The 17,327-nt window shown below is 66.8% G+C and carries 20 protein-coding genes; 12 read left to right on the top strand and 8 right to left on the bottom strand.

Going from position 1 to position 17,327, the window contains the following annotated elements; translation table 11 throughout:
- Window positions 1-138 precede the first annotated feature (138 nt).
- Both B1A87_RS21020 and B1A87_RS21015 read left to right on the top strand, forming a co-directional pair.
- A complete protein-coding gene (locus B1A87_RS21020; RefSeq protein ID WP_078028456.1) occupies window positions 139-1,194 on the top strand; it encodes an LLM class flavin-dependent oxidoreductase in 1,056 nt (351 codons plus the stop codon).
- A gap of 88 nt (window positions 1,195-1,282) precedes the next feature.
- Window positions 1,283-2,125: a DUF4386 domain-containing protein gene (locus B1A87_RS21015; protein WP_260681097.1), complete on the top strand. Its 843-nt coding sequence runs from the start codon at window positions 1,283-1,285 to the stop codon at window positions 2,123-2,125.
- Between the two features lie 183 nt (window positions 2,126-2,308).
- Here B1A87_RS21015 and B1A87_RS21010 read toward each other — a convergent pair whose 3' ends face one another.
- The 3 genes from B1A87_RS21010 to B1A87_RS21000 form a co-directional block, all read right to left on the bottom strand.
- On the bottom strand, window positions 2,309-2,974 hold the full coding sequence (locus tag B1A87_RS21010) for a nucleoside/nucleotide kinase family protein (protein WP_144275924.1): 666 nt from the start codon (window positions 2,972-2,974) through the stop codon (window positions 2,309-2,311).
- A gap of 95 nt (window positions 2,975-3,069) precedes the next feature.
- Entirely contained in the window at window positions 3,070-3,513 is a 444-nt protein-coding gene (locus B1A87_RS21005; protein WP_078029200.1) for a sensor histidine kinase, read from the bottom strand.
- 167 nt (window positions 3,514-3,680) lie between these two features.
- Entirely contained in the window at window positions 3,681-3,917 is a 237-nt protein-coding gene (locus B1A87_RS21000) for a hypothetical protein (protein ID WP_078029201.1), read from the bottom strand.
- Between the two features lie 164 nt (window positions 3,918-4,081).
- On the opposite strand from B1A87_RS21000, the gene B1A87_RS20995 reads away from it, so the two are divergent.
- Window positions 4,082-4,696: a TetR/AcrR family transcriptional regulator gene (locus tag B1A87_RS20995; protein ID WP_078029202.1), complete on the top strand. Its 615-nt coding sequence runs from the start codon at window positions 4,082-4,084 to the stop codon at window positions 4,694-4,696.
- 29 nt (window positions 4,697-4,725) lie between these two features.
- On the opposite strand, the gene B1A87_RS20990 is transcribed toward B1A87_RS20995, so the two are convergent.
- The 3 genes from B1A87_RS20990 to B1A87_RS20980 all read right to left on the bottom strand — a co-directional run bounded on the left by B1A87_RS20990 (window position 4,726) and on the right by B1A87_RS20980 (window position 6,299).
- Window positions 4,726-5,220 (bottom strand): hypothetical protein, encoded by a 495-nt coding sequence (locus B1A87_RS20990; protein ID WP_078029203.1) that lies wholly within the window; start codon window positions 5,218-5,220, stop codon window positions 4,726-4,728.
- A 163-nt stretch (window positions 5,221-5,383) separates the two neighbouring features.
- Complete coding sequence (locus B1A87_RS20985) at window positions 5,384-5,836, bottom strand: hypothetical protein (protein ID WP_139362879.1); 453 nt, start codon at window positions 5,834-5,836, stop codon at window positions 5,384-5,386.
- The gene (locus B1A87_RS20980) at window positions 5,826-6,299 is read right to left on the bottom strand and encodes a hypothetical protein (protein WP_139362880.1); all 474 of its coding nucleotides are present in this window, start codon (window positions 6,297-6,299) and stop codon (window positions 5,826-5,828) included. The genes B1A87_RS20985 and B1A87_RS20980 overlap by 11 nt, the downstream gene beginning before the upstream one ends.
- Before the next feature lie 338 nt (window positions 6,300-6,637).
- Between B1A87_RS20980 and B1A87_RS20975 the strand changes: the two genes are divergently transcribed.
- Window positions 6,638-7,090, top strand: coding sequence for an Hsp20/alpha crystallin family protein (locus B1A87_RS20975; RefSeq protein WP_078029206.1), 453 nt, complete (start codon window positions 6,638-6,640; stop codon window positions 7,088-7,090).
- 33 nt (window positions 7,091-7,123) lie between these two features.
- Here the strand turns inward: B1A87_RS20975 and B1A87_RS20970 are convergent, their stop codons facing one another.
- The gene (locus tag B1A87_RS20970) at window positions 7,124-7,867 is read right to left on the bottom strand and encodes a GAF and ANTAR domain-containing protein (protein WP_078029207.1); all 744 of its coding nucleotides are present in this window, start codon (window positions 7,865-7,867) and stop codon (window positions 7,124-7,126) included.
- A gap of 370 nt (window positions 7,868-8,237) precedes the next feature.
- On the opposite strand from B1A87_RS20970, the gene B1A87_RS20965 reads away from it, so the two are divergent.
- On the top strand, window positions 8,238-9,110 hold the full coding sequence (locus B1A87_RS20965) for an NAD(P)-dependent oxidoreductase (protein ID WP_078029208.1): 873 nt from the start codon (window positions 8,238-8,240) through the stop codon (window positions 9,108-9,110).
- A gap of 75 nt (window positions 9,111-9,185) precedes the next feature.
- The gene (locus B1A87_RS20960; protein ID WP_078029209.1) at window positions 9,186-10,217 is read left to right on the top strand and encodes an aldo/keto reductase; all 1,032 of its coding nucleotides are present in this window, start codon (window positions 9,186-9,188) and stop codon (window positions 10,215-10,217) included.
- Window positions 10,218-10,298: 81 nt separating this feature from the next.
- On the opposite strand, the gene B1A87_RS20955 is transcribed toward B1A87_RS20960, so the two are convergent.
- Window positions 10,299-11,048 (bottom strand): FadR/GntR family transcriptional regulator, encoded by a 750-nt coding sequence (locus B1A87_RS20955; RefSeq protein ID WP_078029210.1) that lies wholly within the window; start codon window positions 11,046-11,048, stop codon window positions 10,299-10,301.
- A 135-nt stretch (window positions 11,049-11,183) separates the two neighbouring features.
- Between B1A87_RS20955 and B1A87_RS20950 the strand changes: the two genes are divergently transcribed.
- The 6 genes from B1A87_RS20950 (at window position 11,184) to B1A87_RS20925 (ending at window position 17,286) form a co-directional block, all read left to right on the top strand.
- Complete coding sequence (locus B1A87_RS20950) at window positions 11,184-12,464, top strand: ABC transporter substrate-binding protein (protein ID WP_078029211.1); 1,281 nt, start codon at window positions 11,184-11,186, stop codon at window positions 12,462-12,464.
- A gap of 91 nt (window positions 12,465-12,555) precedes the next feature.
- Complete coding sequence (locus B1A87_RS20945; RefSeq protein ID WP_078029212.1) at window positions 12,556-13,494, top strand: carbohydrate ABC transporter permease; 939 nt, start codon at window positions 12,556-12,558, stop codon at window positions 13,492-13,494.
- Entirely contained in the window at window positions 13,491-14,372 is an 882-nt protein-coding gene (locus B1A87_RS20940) for a carbohydrate ABC transporter permease (protein ID WP_078029213.1), read from the top strand. Before B1A87_RS20945 ends, B1A87_RS20940 begins: the two co-directional genes overlap by 4 nt.
- Window positions 14,373-14,381: 9 nt before the next feature.
- Window positions 14,382-15,530 (top strand): galactonate dehydratase, encoded by a 1,149-nt coding sequence (gene dgoD / locus B1A87_RS20935; RefSeq protein WP_078029214.1) that lies wholly within the window; start codon window positions 14,382-14,384, stop codon window positions 15,528-15,530.
- Window positions 15,531-15,583: 53 nt separating this feature from the next.
- Window positions 15,584-16,273, top strand: coding sequence for a bifunctional 4-hydroxy-2-oxoglutarate aldolase/2-dehydro-3-deoxy-phosphogluconate aldolase (locus B1A87_RS20930; protein ID WP_078029215.1), 690 nt, complete (start codon window positions 15,584-15,586; stop codon window positions 16,271-16,273).
- Complete coding sequence (locus B1A87_RS20925) at window positions 16,270-17,286, top strand: sugar kinase (RefSeq protein WP_260681096.1); 1,017 nt, start codon at window positions 16,270-16,272, stop codon at window positions 17,284-17,286. Before B1A87_RS20930 ends, B1A87_RS20925 begins: the two co-directional genes overlap by 4 nt.
- Window positions 17,287-17,327 lie beyond the last annotated feature (41 nt).

Raw genomic sequence — 17,327 nt, 5'->3', positions numbered from 1 at the left:
CGGTCGTCCTCTGGTGGTGGTACCAACCTATCGGGATTGTCCGCCGGGCGGACCGGCCGGCGGCAACTTCCCTGCGGCAACGTCCCTGCGGAAACGTCCCCCCGGAATGGCAGCAGCCGCGGGAGCGTTGTGGACGGCATGAAACGAATTGGCTTCCTGTCCTTCGGCCACTGGGGCCCGGTGCGGGGTTCGCACACCAGGACGGCGCGGGACGCGCTGCTGCAGGGCATCGACCTGGCCGTGGCGGCCGAGGAAATCGGCATAGACGGCGCGTTCTTCCGGGTGCACCATTTCGCCCGGCAGCAGGCCTCGCCGTTCCCGCTGCTTGCGGCCATCGCCGCCCGCACGAGCCGGATTGAGTTGGGCACCGCCGTGGTGGACATGCGCTACGAGAACCCGCTGTACATGGCCGAGGAAGCCGCCGCGACGGACCTCATCAGCGGCGGCCGCCTCCAGCTCGGGATCAGCCGGGGTTCACCCGAACCCGCCAGGAACGGCGCCTCCGCCTTCGGGCACGTGCCGCGCGACGGGGAGACGGACGCGGACATGGCACGCAGGCACGCCGACGAGTTCCGCCGCGCGGTGGCCGGTGCCGGCATCGTGGAAGCTGATCCCAGGTACGCCGGCGGAGCCACCGGCCTGCTGCCCGTCCAGCCGCGCTCCGAGGGGCTGGGGCAGCGGATCTGGTGGGGTGCCGGAACCCGGGGCACGGCCGTGTGGGCGGCCGGGCAGGGCATGAACCTGATGAGCTCAACGCTGCTGACGGAGGACACCGGAGTGCCGTTCGACCAGCTCCAGGCCGAACAGATCGCGATGTTCCGGGAAGCCTGGAAGGCAGCCGGCCACAGCCACGAACCGCGGGTCTCCGTCAGCCGCAGCGTCCTGCCCCTGGCCGACGACGAGGACCGGCAGTACTTCGGGCTGAGCGCCCTGCGCGAGAGCCGGGACCAGGTGGGAGCCCTCGACGGCGCCCTGGCCCGCTTCGGCAAAAGCTACATCGGCGAGCCCGACGCCGTCGCCGCGGACCTCGCTGCCGATGCCGCAGTGCAAGCCGCAGACACCGTCCTGGTCACCGTTCCCAACCAGCTGGGCGTGGAGTACAACGCCAAACTCCTGGGGAACATCGCCCGGTACGTCGCGCCGGCCCTCGGGTGGGAACCGGCGCGGGGCATGCCGGAAGCGCGTCGCGGCTAGCCCCGGGAGCCGCCCGGCCAATGGTTTGTTGGGTCCAACGGGCGTAACCTACTGGCATCGTGCGGTTCCTGCGAGCGGGGCGATTTCCATGAAAGAGAATCAGTACGACGACGGCGCGCACCGTGGACACAGGCGTCCGGCCATGGATTCGGGGACGGACGCTGCCCGGGAGGGTGACCCGCAAACTGGTGACCCTCGAACCGCCGGACCGCAGGCATTGGACGGGGCGCCGTACCGGCTGGCCGCCACCCTTCTCTTTTCCGGCGTGGTGGTTTCCCTCGTGGCCGGGATCCTGCATCCGGAGCGGGCCAACGCGAATGACCACGTGGCCGCCTTCACCGAGTATGCGGGCAGTGAACTCTGGATTGGCGTGCACCTGGGCCAGTTCGCGGGCATGGCCATCCTCACTGCGGGCTTGTATGTTCTGGGGTCGGCGCTCGCCGGCGTGCCCGGCCGGTCGGCGTGGGCGGCGCGGCTCGGCAAGTTGGCAGCGGCTGCCGCCCTTGCACTCTACGGCTGCCTGCAGGCTGTGGACGGAGTAGCCCTCAAACACTCCGTCGATGCGTGGGCAGCCGCCGACGACGCCGAGAAAGCCGTGCGCTTTGCCGCGGCGGAGGACATGCGCTGGCTGGAGTGGGGCATGCGGAGCTACCAGAGCTTCGTGCTGGGTGCCGCCCTGGTCCTGTTCGGCGTCGCGGTGGGAACGGCGCGGGGGATACCGCGTGCGGTCGGCTACCTCATGGGCCTGTCCGGGGTGTCGCATCTCGTGCAGGGCTGGGTGATCGGGACGGAAGGATTTTCGGGCAGCAACACCGTGCCGACGCTCGCGGGCATTGTGCTCATCCTGGTCTGGACCATCTGGCTGCTCGGAAGCTCCTGGCGCAGGTTCTGGCCGGACCGGGTCCGGGCACTCGACCACTGGCGTGCATAGACTGGGAGCTCGCTCGGCCTGCGGAGCCGGAACTGCGCAGTCAGCAGGCCGGCGGGACCGTGCCGGCGAGCTATGTGGGGAGCGGCGCGCCGGACAACGGCCACAAACCGGAAGAAGCCGCGGATGACTCCGGTCTGTGGGACGCGGAGGACCGGTAGGGGCCCAGCGCCGCAGCTGCCCGCCTCAGCCCCAGCGGATGATCCGGTCCGCCCGGTGGCGGGTGGCCTCGATCAGCCGGGCATTGGCTTCGTCGGACCCCGTGGCCCAAGCCTCGGCGGCGGGCCGGCCCATGCCGAAGAGCATGTGCCGTTCCACGAGGCGGGTCAGCCGAAGCTCCCGGGGAGTGTCAACAAACCAGACCTCGTCCAGCTGGGACCTCACCTGCTGCCATTGCGGGCCGTCGGCCAGCAGGTAGTTTCCCTCGGTGATGACCAGCGGCACGTCGGCCGGCACGGCAATCGACGCGGCCACAGGCTCGTCGATGGAGCGGCGGAAGTCCGGTGCGTAGACAACTTCCTCGTCCCGCTGCGCGAGCCGCCGCAGCAGCGAGAGGTAGCCGCCGACGTCGAACGTGTCCGGAGCGCCCTTGCGCTGCTTTAGCGGGGTGCCGTCAACGATGGCATTCCCCAGATGGAACCCGTCCATCGGGACCACGAGGGCAGATCCGGGGCTCAGGGCTTCCGCCAGGCAGGCAGAGAACGTGGACTTTCCGGAGCCCGGTGCGCCGGCTACGCCGAGGAGTACCCGGCTCCCGGTGGCTAGTCTGCTGCGCAGCCCGGCAAGGGCCTGCTGAGTGTCCGGGGATTCAAAGGCCCGGACCGCCAGGGGCCGGACGTCGCGAACTGTCATGAAAGCATCCTAGGCGAGTCCGCCCGGCGTGCACCGTGCGTGTCCGGCGCCGGCAGCGAATCAGCCTGCTCCGCGGGGAGCGTCCTGGTGGAAGTTCAGTCCAGCGGGATGGTGACGGTGACTGCGGTGCCACTGCCGGGAGTGGAGTCGATGGCCATGGTTCCGCCGGCTTCCTGAACCGCGGCGGACATGGTGCGGAGCCCCCCGCCCCCGAATCCGGTGCCGTTGTCAGCGACGGTCAGGCGGATCCCGTGGAACACCGCGCACAGGCGGACTGTCACGTCGGTGGCATGCGCGTGCCTGAAGGTGTTACTCAGGGCCTCTTGCGCGGTCCGGTACAGCAGCGATGCAGAACTGGAGGAGATCTCAAGGCCGTGGTGCGGCGTCTCCCAGTGAACGCACGTTCCCTGCCTGCGCAACGGCGCCGTCAGCCTGTCGATGCATCCGGCAAGCCCCAGCCGGTGGAAGTCCACGGGCTGGTGATCCGTGATCACGCCACCGACGTCGGTGACTTCTTCGAGAGTTGCTGCCGTGGTCATGGCACTTCCCGCTTCCTGGCCGCTCTTGCATGCTTTCCCCGGAAGGATCGCTCCCCCCACGGGCTGATGCACTTAAGAGTGGCGCGGGCAGATCAGGCTTACCGCGGCTTTTCCTCAGGATCCGATCAAGTTTCCCGCGCGGGGCCCTTGCCGGATGGTGCGGATTACTAGGCCACAGACCAAGGTTGAAGCGCTTGCCGCGGGTACATGACGGCATCGGCTGCGTCCAGGACCTCCAGCGCAGTCATGTGGGCCGCTGCGGCCACGTCGCGGATCGGCTTCCCGTGGGTCACGGCTGCCGCCACCGCGGTCTGCAGGCTGATCGCCGCAGGCTCGTGCTCTTCGCTTGCGGATTCCAGGGTCGCCACGGCTTCCTCCACAGCGCGGATGTCGTCATCGTCCATCGGTGCACTCCCATCTCTGCTCCATTGCAGTAACCTCTGCTCCATTGCAGTAGCGCCAGCGACGCCGGGGACTGCCTGTCCCCGAAGTTGCGTGCGTCTTGTTGATAAAAAGAATAGGACAGACAAGTCTGTCTCTGCCAGTCCCAAGGTAGACTATTTCCTTAATGAGTGCACCTGATTCGACCGGGGACGCCTTACTGCCTAGCGAGGTGCGTACCGGCCATAGCGAACCAGTGGACCGGATACTTTCCACTGCCTACGAGCTGTTCTCCCGCCGCGGTATTCGCGACGTCGGGATCAACGAGCTAATCGATCGATCAGGTGTGGCCAAGTCGACTTTCTACCGTCATTTTCCGTCCAAGGATGCGCTGGTTCTTGCCTTCCTGGCGCTCCGCGACCAGGTCTGGACGGTGGACCTCATCGTGTCGGAAGCCAGGCGCCGTGGAAACACGCCGGCGGAACAGCTGCTGGCCGTTTTTGACGTGTTCGGAGACTGGTTCCAGCGTGACGACTTCGAGGCCTGCACCTTCATCAACGTCCTCCTGGAAATGGGCCCGGAGCATCCGCTCGGGGAAGCCAGCATCGGCTACCTCGCAAGGATCCGCGGGCACATCAAGGCGCTCGCCGAAGAAGCTGGCCTTCAGCGCACCGACGACTTTGCCCGCTCCTGGCACATCCTGATGAAGGGCTCCATCATCTCCGCGACGGAAGGTGACTTCCTGGCGTCCAAGCGGGCCCAGCAGATGGCCGGCTGGCTGATCGACCACCACCGGAACTAGGGCCGGCCGGCTTGTGCGCGGTGGTCGTCCTACCCGCCGCCCTTGCCCTTGTTGGAGCCCTTGGCCTTGCTTTCGCCGCCGGGCCGCTTGTTAACAGCGGGCAGGGGCGCCGTGGCAGGTGCCTGAGTGACGACGTCGGCTGCTGCGGCAGCGCTCTCAGCCGCGGCTTTCGCAGTCGCCTCCCGGGCCGCCGCCGCCTTCGCCGCTGTGGCCCGTTCTGCTGCGGCTTTGGCTGCCGCTGCCTTCGCGGCCTGGGCCGCCAAAAGGTCGGCGCGCACCGCCTCTACTGCTTTCATGATGCTTTGGTGGCGCTTGAAGGACACCTCGCCATTGGCGGCGGCGCCGGTCACATGGCCGACCAGCTCATCGAGGGACCGCAGCCCCGCAGCGGGGTCCTGCGCGGCCGCCGCCGCGCTGACTACAAGCACCTGCGCCTGCAGCTCCTTGCCGGTCTTGGAATCCAAATCCGGGGCTGACTGCGCGCAGCCCGCCAGGGCGGCGGCGAGGCATCCAGCAATAAGCATGGTGCCGGTTCCGCGCCCCCGGCCCGGCCTTCCGCCTAGCAAAACCAACGTTCCTCCAAGCTTTTACCGGGTGACGCACCGGCACCGTGTCAGGTGCCAGTGCCGCCGTCGTACAACGGCAACCCATAGATCATAAGCCTACTTAGCTTCATTCGGGGAGCGCTCATTCCGGGAGTCCGAACAGGTCCGTCCGCGAACCGGCGCATTCCCGGAGATGGCCGCCGGGGCTCCAGCCCCCGAACGCATCTGCGCTCCGGGCGTCGGAGCTCTCGGCCGGGGTGAAACCGGGCACCGTTGAAAGCCGGGCGTTCTCCCTCAAGTGGGAGAGGAGTGCCTGTTCGGGGCAGCCCGGATGGGCGGCAAGGTGGCGCAGCAGCCTCAGCCGCACCTCGGACTCCTGATCGGTGGCGCCAAGGATATCGAGGATGACTTCGACCACCTGGTGGCGCATCACTGTCCGTTCGGTGACGCCCAGCCAAGCGAAGAACGCGGAGGGGCTCTTGAAGGCATCGGCGTCGGGGGCGGTGGCGTCGAATCCGTCGAGGGCGGGCGCTCGGACGGCCGGGGCGCCTGCCGGCATTGCAGGGTCCTGCGGGCCCTGGAAATCAGTTGGCATGGCGGCCGCCGTGGTGTCCGCTGCGGCTGTCTTCGGACTTCCCGTTCTGCCTGCTCCGCCCTCGGCCCCGCGAGCCGCCGTCGTCCCCGGCCTCGTGACTGCTGATGACGATCTCGGCGGCCGGTACCAAGACCGTGACCCGGTCCAGGGATCCTGCATCCAAGAGCTCCGGTGGCACCGCCGACGGTTCTTGAACGGCGGAGGGGGCAGCCGCACGGGTCACCGCCGGGCCCTTCGCCGTGGTCTTCGCTGCGGGCTTGAACGTTGTGCTTGAGACGCTCTTCGCTGCGGCGGCTTCGGGGATCTCTGCCCCCTGCACGTCCGCTGCGAGGTCAGGGCCCCCGCCGTCCCCGACTACCACGCCCGGGCCCCGGAAATTGGCCGGCTCCGCCACCGCCTGACTCCAAACATTGAGCCCTGCGAGTGTAACCAGCGGAATACCAAGGAGTAACAACTTTTTCATCAGGGCTCCTCATAAGACGGCTCGAATGTCTGCACTCCGCCACTATCCTGTGCGTCTCCTGTGAAAACCTCGCTTTGCGAACCCCTCGTTCCGGTGAGGAAGGTGGGTAATGGGGGACTGGTGTGACGGATAGGCCGCCGCAGCCCCCGCGGGCAGGGATTCCACCAGAAAGTTCCGGGGTTTTCATAGGAAAACCCACAGGTCCCAAACGCTCGCATGGTTGTTTCGCGGCCTTAACAACATGGTGGCGGGGGCGTAGCTTTGGTGGTGTTGGAAGCCATCCCCGGCCCCGGGCGAATCGGCCAAAAAGGGCCGGAAGCAATCAGGAGGTAACAGCGATGACCAACATTCTTCGCCGCGCGGGCGTCGACTTTCCGGAGCCTTTCCGGCGCTTCCTGGAAGGCGATCTGGACACCTGGCTCCGAGTGGAGGAATACCGTGAGGCCGGGTTCCTGGTGGTCAAGGCCGAGGTCCCGGGCCTTGATCCGGACAGGGACGTTGACATCACCCTGGCGGGTAATCAGCTTCAGATCAGTGTGCGGCGCGAAGAACGCTCCGAGCACAAGGACAAAGAGGGTTACCGCTCCGAGTTCCGTTATGGCACCTTTGCCCGGACCGTGAGCCTCCCCGCTCCTGTAAACCAGGACGACATCCGTGCTTCGTACACGGACGGCATCCTCGAAGTCCGCGTCCCGCTCCCGGAAGAACCCGCCGCCGGATCAAGGAAGATCCATGTCTCCCGCGGATCGGGGTTCACGGGGTCAGCCGGTCAACAGGCGCCCGGTCAGTAATCAGGCAGCAATAGCCCGCCTAGCGGGTGTTCTTCACCCTTCGTAGTGGGTCCTCGCCGGTCCCTGGCCCAACGAGGCAACGATTGACGCAGCCACGCTGTGCAGCTTGGTGTTGCGGGTACTGGATGCGGTCCTCAGCAGCTCGAAGGCCTCCTTCTGGCTGCACCTGTTCTGCGCCATGATGACCCCCACGGCGACGTCGATCACGGTTCGTGTTTCCAGGGTGGCCTTCAGGTTCGCCGCGGCGTCACTGTAATGGGCGAAACGGACAGCCAGCCGCAGCGCCATCGAAGTCTGGCTGACAAAATCCTGGGCCAGTTCCAGGACCCGCCCCTCGAACCGGCCCGGCCTGTGCGAGTAGAGGTTCAGGGCTGCCCGCGTATCGCCTTCGAGCCGGAAGGGAACGGCCAGGATGGACCGGACGCCGTGGCCGAGGACCGTCGCCGAGTATTGCGGCCAGCGTTCGTTGTCTTCGAGGTCCGTGATGTGGACGGTCGCCTGCTCCCGCGATGCCGTCATGCAGGGGCCGTCACCGAAGTCGTACTGGATCTCGTCCATGGCCTGGGCCGCGGGGCTGCTGCTGGCCACGGTGGCGGCCTTCCGGTGCCGCAGCAGCGTGATGCCACATAGGACTTCGTCCCCCGGTTCGGACAGGCTGCGGGCGGACACCCGGGCCAGCTCGTGGAGGAATTCCTCCACATCGGCGCTGGCAAGCACCGTTTCATTCAGGTGCTCTGTGATGGACGTTTCAGATTTTGCGGTCGACTCGCTGGCCACGATTCCCGGTACCGTTTCGCTCAGGTCAAGACGAGCCGGCGGACGCAGCGCAGATTGCCCGGGACCGGGACGGGTAGCGGCAGCAAGAAGCCGGATCGAACAACTATCCAACGGCCTTCTGCTAAACCGTACCGGGAAATTATATACATCTGTTCGGGGGCATTATGACAGCAAGTCAGAACAATGAACATGGCTGGCATTCTGCCCGGGCAGCCCGAGTGGCTCCGGTTTTCCTAGGACTCGGAGGGCCTGCCAAAAGGGCTGCGCAGTCCGCCTGCCGCCCCTAGGCTGGACAAGGACGTTGCGGGCGGTGCGCGCCTACCGCCCGCTGCAGTCAGGCAGGCTGCCAAACCAACCAGAGGAGACCACCATGAGGATTGCCGTAACCGGCGGGAGCGGAAAGCTTGGACGCCACGTGGTCCGCAGGCTGGTTGAGGACGGCCACGCCGTCCTCAACCTTGACCGAACGGGGGAGAGAAGCGCTCAACTGGCGGTCGTGGACCTGCGCAACTACGGGCAGGTGCTGGACGTCATTTTGGGCCTTGATGACAGGCATAAGGGCTTCGACGCCGTCGTCCACCTGGGCGCCATTCCGGCTCCGGGCCTCGTGCCGGACGCCGCCACGTTCGAGAACAACATGCTCTCCACCTACAACGTGTTCCAAGCGGCCCGCAGGGCCGGCATCAAGAAAATCGTGTACGCCTCGAGTGAGACGGTGCTGGGGCTTCCGTTCGACGTCGACCCTCCCTACATCCCGGTGGACGAGGAATATCCGGCCAGGCCGGAAAGCACGTACTCCCTCGTGAAGCACCTGGAGGAACAGATGGCGATCGAAATGACACGGTGGGACCCCGAGCTCAGCATCACAGGCCTGCGGTTCTCGAACGTCATGGATGCCGGCGACTACGAGAACTTTCCGTCCTTTGACGCCGACGCGACGCTGCGCAAATGGAACCTCTGGGGCTACATCGACGGACGCGATGGTGCCCAGGCGGTGGCGCGTGCCCTGGAGCTCGGCAAACCGGGATTTGAGGCCTTCATCATCGCCAATGAGGACACCGTGATGAGCCGCTCCAGCGCCAGCCTGGCCGCCGAGGTGTTCCCCGGCGTCAAGGTGACCAAGGAACTAGGGGAGCACGAGACCATGCTCTCTATCGACAAGGCCAAGCGGCTCCTCGGATTCGCACCCGAGCACAGCTGGCGGACCTACCACTCGAACCGCACCACGCCCACCGAAGACTGAAATCGAGGACTGACAGCCGAAGACTGAAATCGACGACTGACAGCCGAAGACTGACCCCAACGACTGAGGAGAACCATGCAATACCGCACACTGGGAAACAGCGGTGCCGTCGTGTCCAACTACGCGCTGGGCACCATGACTTTCGGCGCCGAGGCCACCGAGGAAACCTCCCACGCCATCCTGGATGACTACGTGGCGGCGAGCGGCAACCTCATCGACACAGCCGACGTCTACAGCGCGGGTGTCTCCGAGGAAATCATCGGGCGCTGGCTCGCGAAGCGGCCGGAAGCCAAGGATCGGGTGGTCCTGGCCACCAAGGGCCGCTTCCCGATGGGGAAGGGCCCCAATGACCTCGGCACCTCCCGCCGCCACCTCACCAAGTCCCTGGACGATTCATTGCGGAGGCTCGGCGTGGAGCAGGTGGACCTCTACCAGATGCACGCGTGGGACCCCGTCACCCCGCTCGAGGAGACCCTCCGTTTCCTCAACGACGCCGTCAGCAGCGGAAAGATCGCGTACTACGGTTTTTCGAACTTCCTGGGCTGGCAGCTGACCAAGGCCGTCCACCTGGCGAAGGCGCACGGCTGGAGCCCGCCGGTGACGCTTCAGCCGCAGTACAGCCTGCTGGTGCGCGAGATCGAGTCGGAGATCGTGCCCGCCTCGCTGGACGCGGGCGTCGGGCTGCTGCCGTGGTCGCCGCTGGGCGGCGGCTGGCTGTCCGGCAAGTACAAGCGGGACGAGCCGCCGGCCGGAGCCACCCGCCTGGGCGAAAACCCGACGCGGGGCATGGAGGCCTGGCAGGCCAGGAACGACGACGACCGCACCTGGCAGGTGATCGGCGCCGTCGAGAAAATCGCCGCGGACCACGGCGTGACAGCCTCCCAGGTTGCGCTGGCGTGGCTCGCCGGCCGCCCGGCCGTCACGTCGGTCATCCTTGGTGCCCGGACCACGGAGCAGCTGGCGGATAACCTGGCCGCGGCGGACCTCGAACTCACCCCGGAGGAGACCGGGCGGCTCACCGAAGCCAGCCAGCCGCGCGTCGGCGTTTATCCGTACGGGCCGATGGCGCAGGAGCAGCGCAGCAGGAAGATCGCCGGCGGCCGCTAGCCGCGACCCGGCGCGAACGGACACTTGCGGCCTTTGCCGCCGCCCCTTGGGTTCTAGCCCTGTTGGGCGGCGGGTGGGGGCTTAAGTGTCCGTTTGCGCGGAAGGGCCCTGGTAGTTCTGGGACCAGATATCGCCCATTTCCTCCGTGGACTGCTCCACGATCCGGCTCATCGCGGCGTGGGCCGCCTCGGCTTCGCCCCGCTGGATGGCGCTGGCCACGTCCACGTGCAGCTGGAGTGCCTCGTGGTGCGGGAGGTGCGGCATCAGGCCGTGTTCGGTGCGGCCGGTAAGGACTTCCCTGACCAGGTTGTGCAGTTGCGAGAACATCGGATTGCCGGAGGCCTTGAGCACGGACGCGTGGAAATCGATGTCCAGGAGCAGGAACTGTTCGCGATTTCCTGCCTGGCCCGCCGCCCACAGCCGCGCCGCCTGGAAAACCAGGTCGCTCCCGGCGTCCAGCGAAATCCGGTTGGCCGCGAGCCGGGCGGCCTGCGGCTCGATCGCGCCGCGCAGTTCGTTCAATGCCCGCAGCTGGTCAAGCCGCCCGGACGTAGCCAGGCGCCAGCGGATCACCTGCGGATCGTAGAGATTCCAGCAGTCCTCTTCCTGGACCACCGTCCCGAGGCGCCTCCGGGACTCGAGCATCCCCATCGAGCAGAGCACCCGCACGGCTTCCCGCACCACGGATCGGGAAACATTGTGCTGGGCTTCCAGTTCATCGAGCCTGAGGATGCTGTTCGGCGCCAGCGTGCCGTCGGCTATGGCCAGGCCGAGCCGGTGCAAGAGCGATGCGTGCAGGTTCGCCGGGTGCTCCGCCTTTGGAGATTTCATAAATAAATCATACTGGTGGGGCACAAGGGGTTGTTTAAGTCTGCTTTATTTACCTATGATCGCTTCCGGAGCAGATGCAACGATGCGTTTGCGGGCGGCCGGGGATGATCCGGCCATGATTTTTAGGGAGTCGTAATGAAGCGACGTTCAGTAGTGAAGTATGCGGCCGTCGCCGCGGCCCTCTCGCTGGGTCTGACCGCCTGCGGAGGTGGAAGCAGCGAGTCCAAGGGTTCGGATACCGTCCGGGTCACCCTTGCCAACCATGTGTGGACCGAAGGCATCAAGGCAGCAATTCCGGAGTTCGAAAAGTCCACCGGGCTGAAGGTGGAGCTCACCCAGCTCGGCGAAGACCAGCTCTCGGACCAGTACAACGTCAAGCTCAACGCGGGCAGCGACGAGATCGACGTCATGATGTACCGCCCGCTGCAGGAAGGCAAGGCGTTTGCCCGCAACGGGTACCTCGCGGACCTGACCAGCAAAGTCGCAGAAGACGCCAGCTGGAACTGGAAGGACTACCAGGACGGCCCCGTCAAAGCCACCACCTACGAGGACAAGGTGACGGGCGTCCCCATCATCACCGAACGCGAAGTGCTCTACTACCGCAAGGACCTGCTGAAGGCCGCCGGCATCGAAGTTCCCAAGACCATGGAGGAGCTCGAAGCCGCCGCCAAGAAGCTTTCCTCCGCGGACACCGCAGGGTTCGTCGCCCGCACCGGCAAGTCGGCAGCGGTCACGCAGTTCTCCAGCTTCCTGTACAGCTTCGGCGGCGACTTCACCGACGAAAACGGCAAGTCCACCGTCGGCACCGAGGAAGCTAAGAAGGCCTACGCCTTCTATGGCGGCCTGATCAAGAACTACGGCCCCAAGAACGTCAGCACGGACATGAGCTGGCCCGAGGCAATGGCCATCTTCACCCAGGGCAAGGCCGCCTTCTACACCGAAGCGGATTCCCTCTACAAGAACGCCACGGATCCGGCCAAGTCAAAGGTGGCCGACACCGTCGGGTTCGCCCCGCTGCCCGCCGGACCCGCCGGTTCCAAGCCGTACAACATCCCGTCCTGGGGCCTCGCGGTCAACAAGGCCTCGGCCAACCAGGACAACGCGTGGAAGTTCATTAAGTGGGCCACCAGCAAGGAGCGCACCCTGGAAGCGCAGAAGGCCGGCGTACCCGGGCCGCGCGCCTCGGTCTGGTCCGACCCCGCCGGAACCTCCACCTACCCGAAGGACCTCGCCGCCGCCATCGCGGTGAGCGCTGAAAACGGCGTGGGCCACGACCGCCCGCAGGTCCTCACCGTGGGCAAGGCCCGCGAGATCGTCGGCGGCCCGATTGTCGCCTCCATCACCGGTGCCGACGCTTCAGCAGCCGCGGACACGGCCAACACCGCGTTCCAGAAGTTCCTGGACGACGAAAAGTAAGTAACCAAAGCGCGACGGCGGGACACCCGCCAGGCTGTTGTCCCGCCGTCGTCCGCTGAAGATTTTTCACCCCCAACTTCTTAGGTGAACCATGTCTGTACTGACCCCTGCCCGGACCTCCGGTCGACCGGCTAGCGCCCAGGAGAATTTCTCCGCCTGGGCCAACCGCCACCGGAAGTGGCTGTTCGCAGCGCCCGCCATGATCTTCGTGGGCGTCCTCATCATCTTTCCGCTCGCCTGGACCCTGTACCTGAGCCTGACCGACTCCCAGGGGTCGGTGCGCGCGGCGTCGGACTTCGTGGGCCTCGAGAACTACTTCACGGTCCTCACCGATACCGAGCGCTTCTGGCCCGCCGTGGGCCGAACGCTCTCGTTCACGCTCGTGGCGCTCGCCTGCGAAATTATTCTCGGCATGTGCATCGCCTTGCTGCTGTGGCGTCCGTTCCGCGGCGAAAAATGGGTCCGCGTGGCAATTCTGTTGCCACTTGTGGCCACCCCCGTGGCGGTCGGCATGATGTGGCGGCTGATCTTCGACCCGAACATCGGCTTCGCCAACCAGCTGCTCGGCCTCGTGGGCATTCCGCCGCAGCCGTGGCTGTCCGGGCAGGACTCCGCCCTGCCCACCACCATCTTCATGGACGTCTGGCAGTGGACCCCCATGGTGGTCCTCATTCTCCTGGCCGGCCTCACCTCCCTCTCCGAGGAGCCGGATGAAGCCGCACGGATGGACGGGGCCACCGCGGTCCAGCGTTTCTTCTACGTCACCCTGCCGTTGATGATGCCCACGGTCATCGTGGCCATCCTGCTCCGCGGCATCGATGCCCTGAAGACCTTCGACATCCTCTACGCCACCAAGGGCAAGGGCGGCGGTTCCTTCCACGAGGTGGAGACCCTGAACGTCTACGCCTACGGACTGAGCTTCGACTACAACCAGTACGGGCTGTCCTCGGCCGTACTGATCCTGTTCTTCATGATCATCGTTGGCTCCATGTGGCTGCTGACCATGCGCAAGAAAGCGGTAAGCAAATGACCCTCCTGACTGAACCCCAGGCACCGGCCCGGCACCGGCCGCAGGTGGCACGCCGCAAGAAGCCGCTGCGCAGCCGTGCCTACAAGACCTTCCGCGTAGCAGCCCTGGTGGCGGTGGTGCTGTTCCTCGTCGCGCCGCTGTTCTGGATGCTGCTTGCCTCCTTCAAGACCAACGTGGACATCTACGACGCCGGCAAGTCTTTCCTGTTCACACCCACCGGCGAGAACTACGCCAACGTGCTGCAGCGCAACAACTACTTCGTCTTCATCTTCAACAGCTTCTGGGTGGCGTTCGTGTCCACGGCACTGTCGCTGATCCTGGGCGTCCCGGCCGCCTACGCTATGAGCCGGTTCACCATGCACCGCTCGGCGCTGGTGGTCCTGATGGCCCGCGTCATCCCGGGCGTCTCCCTGCTGGTGCCCTGGTACTACGTCTTCTCCAACCTGAAGATGGTGGGCGGCTTTGAGGTGCTGATCCTCAGCCACATGTTTGTCGCCCTGCCGCTGATCGTGTACATCATGATGAGCTACTTCGATTCCCTGCCGCTGGAACTCGAGGAGTCGGCGCAGGTGGACGGACTGACGCCGATCGGCGCGTTCCGCCGCATCACCCTGCCGCTGTCCGTGGCCGGCATGGCCACCGCCGGGATCCTGTCCTTCATCTTCTCGTGGAACAACTTCATGTTTGCCCTGGTCCTGTCCGGTTCGAAGACGAAGACGCTGCCTGTGGCCATCTTCGACTTCGTCTCCTACGCCAGCATCGACTGGGGCGGACTGATGGCCGCCGCCACCGTGGTGACCATCCCGATCATGATCATTGCGCTCTTCACGCAGAAATACATCGTGTCCGGCATGACCGCCGGCGCCACCAAGGGCTAGGGGCACACCGTGACTCGCATCAGCAGAATAGAAACCTTCCTGGTCCCGCCGCGCTGGCTGTTCGTCCGCATCGAGACGGACAGCGGGATCGTCGGCTGGGGAGAAGCGTCCTGCGAGGGGCGCAGCGAAACCGTCCGCACCGCCGTCGACCAGCTCTCCGAGCTGTTGCTCGGACAAGACGCCCTGCGGATCGAGGACCACTGGCAGGTCATGACCAAGGGCTCCTTCTACCGCGGCGGCCCCATCCTGGCCAGTGCCGTGTCCGGACTGGACCAGGCGCTGTGGGACATCGCCGGCAAGCACTTCAACGCGCCCGTCCACCAGCTGCTCGGCGGCCCTGTCCGCGACCGGATCCGGATGTACGGCTGGGTGGGCGGCGACGAGCCCAACGAGGTGGCCGACCAGATCAGCGCCCAGCTGGACGTCGGACTCACCGCGGTCAAGATGAACGCCAGCGGCCGGATGAGCCCGGTTGCGTCGGTGGCAGAGCTCGACGGCGTGGTCCGCCGGGTGGCAGCCGCCCGCGAAGTCCTGGGGGACCACCGGGACGTGGCCGTGGACTTCCACGGCCGCTTCAGCCTCGCCAACGCACGCCGTGTGGCGCCGCTCCTCGAGCCGTACCGGCCGTTCTTCCTCGAGGAGCCGGTGGTTCCGGAGAACACCCACCTGCTGCGCGAATTCACCTCCTCCACCACGACGCCGGTGTCCACCGGCGAGCGGCTCTACAGCCGGCAGGAGTTCCTTCCCGCGCTGCAGGCCGGAATCGCCGTGGCGCAGCCTGACCTTTCGCACGCCGGCGGCATCACGGAGGTCCGCAAGATCGCCTCCCTGGCCGAAATCTACGAGGTCCAGCTGGCGCCGCACTGCCCGCTGGGTCCGCTGGCACTGGCCGCCTGCCTGCAGGTGGGCTTCGCGACGCCCAACTTCCTGATCCAGGAACAGAGCATCGGCATCCACTACAACCAGGGCGCGGAAGTCCTCGACTACGTGGTGGACAAGTCGCCCCTGAAGTTCGTCAACGGCCACATCGAGCGGCTCACCGGGCCCGGGCTGGGCATCGAGATCGACGAAGCGGTGGTCCGGGCGGCGGACAAACGGGGACACGCATGGCGCGGACCCGTGTGGCGGCACCCCGACGGTGCTTTCGCAGAGTGGTGAGCCCCGGAACGGTGACCCCGGACCAGAACGCCCCGACAAAGGAGAACCCTGACATGGAGAACACCCCCACGCCCGGATCGCTGACCCCTGAATCGTTGCTCGCCGGCATCCGGGAGACCCGGTTGGTGGCAATCGTGCGCGGCACGGACGGAACGGCTGCCGCGAAGGCGGCCCTGGCCGCGATGGCGGAGGGTTTCCGGTACGTCGAGATCGCCCTGACCACGCCCGGCGCCCTGGAGGCAATCCGCGAGGTCCGGGCTGCGGCACCTGCGGACTGCTTCGTCGGGGCGGGAACCGTGCTGACCGCCCAGGACGTGGGCCGGGTCGCCGAGGCGGGCGGCCAATTCATGGTGACCCCTGCGCTGGCGGAGTCCATTGACGAGTCGGCGCGCCGGGGGATACCGGTGCTCGCCGGAGCCCTCACCCCCAGCGAAGCTTACGACGCCATGAACCGCGGGGCCACCGCGGTCAAGCTCTTTCCCGCCTCCATCGGCGGCCCGGGCTACCTCAAGGCGCTCCGCGATCCGTTCCCCGGCATCCCGTTCATCGCGGTGGGCGGAGTGGGGCTCGACGAAGCGGCGGGCTACTGGGAAGCCGGCGCCATCGCCGTCGGGCTCGGCGGGCCGCTGTTCGGCGACGCCGGCTCCGGAGGGAACCTGGCCCCCGTGCGGGAGCGTGCCCGCAGCTTCGTTGGACTGGCCGCCGATTTCGGCCGCCGGACCGTTGAGGCAGGTTCCCGGTGACGGCCGCCGTCGACCTCCTGACCCTGGGCGAATCCATGGTTTCGCTCAGATCGGGCGGCCCGCTGTCCGCCGGCGGCAGCCTGTCGATGCATGTGGCCGGTGCCGAGTCCAACGTTGCGGTGGGCGTGGCACGCCTGGGCCACGGAGTGTCGTGGGCGGGCGTGGTGGGAGGTGACCCGCATGGCCAGTTCATCGTGCGGCAGCTGCGCTCGGAAGGCATCGGGCTGCACCACCGCGAAGACGCCGCGCGCAGCACCGGGGTGATGTTCCTGGAGCAGCGGACCGCAGATGTGAGCCGCGCATATTATTACCGGTCGGGGTCGGCCGGGTCCACGCTCAGCATTCCGGACGTGGATGCAGCGCTGCGGGACGGCGCCAGGGTGCTCCACCTGACCGGAATCACCGCCGCCCTCAGCCCTGAGGCCCGGCGCGCAGTGGAGTATGCCGCCGAGCGCGCCGCGGGGGAAGGCATCCTGGTTTCGCTGGACGTCAACTACCGGGCCAAGCTCTGGTCACGGGACGAGGCACGTGCCGCTCTGGCCCCGATCGTCCGGCACGCCACCATCGTGATCGCCTCGGAGGACGAACTGGACCTGGTGGCGTCTTCGATTGTGGCTGCGGGCGCCGAACCGATTTTGGACCCGGCTGCGGCCCCGGCAGCGGGACTATCCGAAGCTGCCGAGGCTCTCCTGGCGAAACGGTTGCTGGAACTGGGCGTACGGGAGGTGGTGGTCAAGCGCGGTGCCGCCGGTGCCGGCGCCTACACGGCCGACGGCCAGTGGGAAGTGCCGGCCGTGCAGGTGACCAGTATCGATACCGTCGGCGCCGGTGATGCCTTCGCCGCCGGCTACCTCTCAGCGCTGCTCGACGGCGACGACGTGGCCGGGCGGCTGCGGCGCGGCGCCCTCGCGGGAGCCTTCGCCGTCAGCACCGCCGGTGACTGGGAAGGCCTCCCGAGCACCGCGGAACTCGCACTGCTCGGCAACCACGTTGCCGGAAGCACGCAACGCTGACCCGACCCCGCACCCAACGCCTGTGCCGGCCGGGACGCCGG

This window comes from Arthrobacter sp. KBS0703 (genome assembly GCF_002008315.2).
Taxonomy (GTDB): Bacteria; Actinomycetota; Actinomycetes; order Actinomycetales; family Micrococcaceae; genus Arthrobacter.
This window is presented reverse-complemented; position numbering and strand designations above follow the sequence as displayed.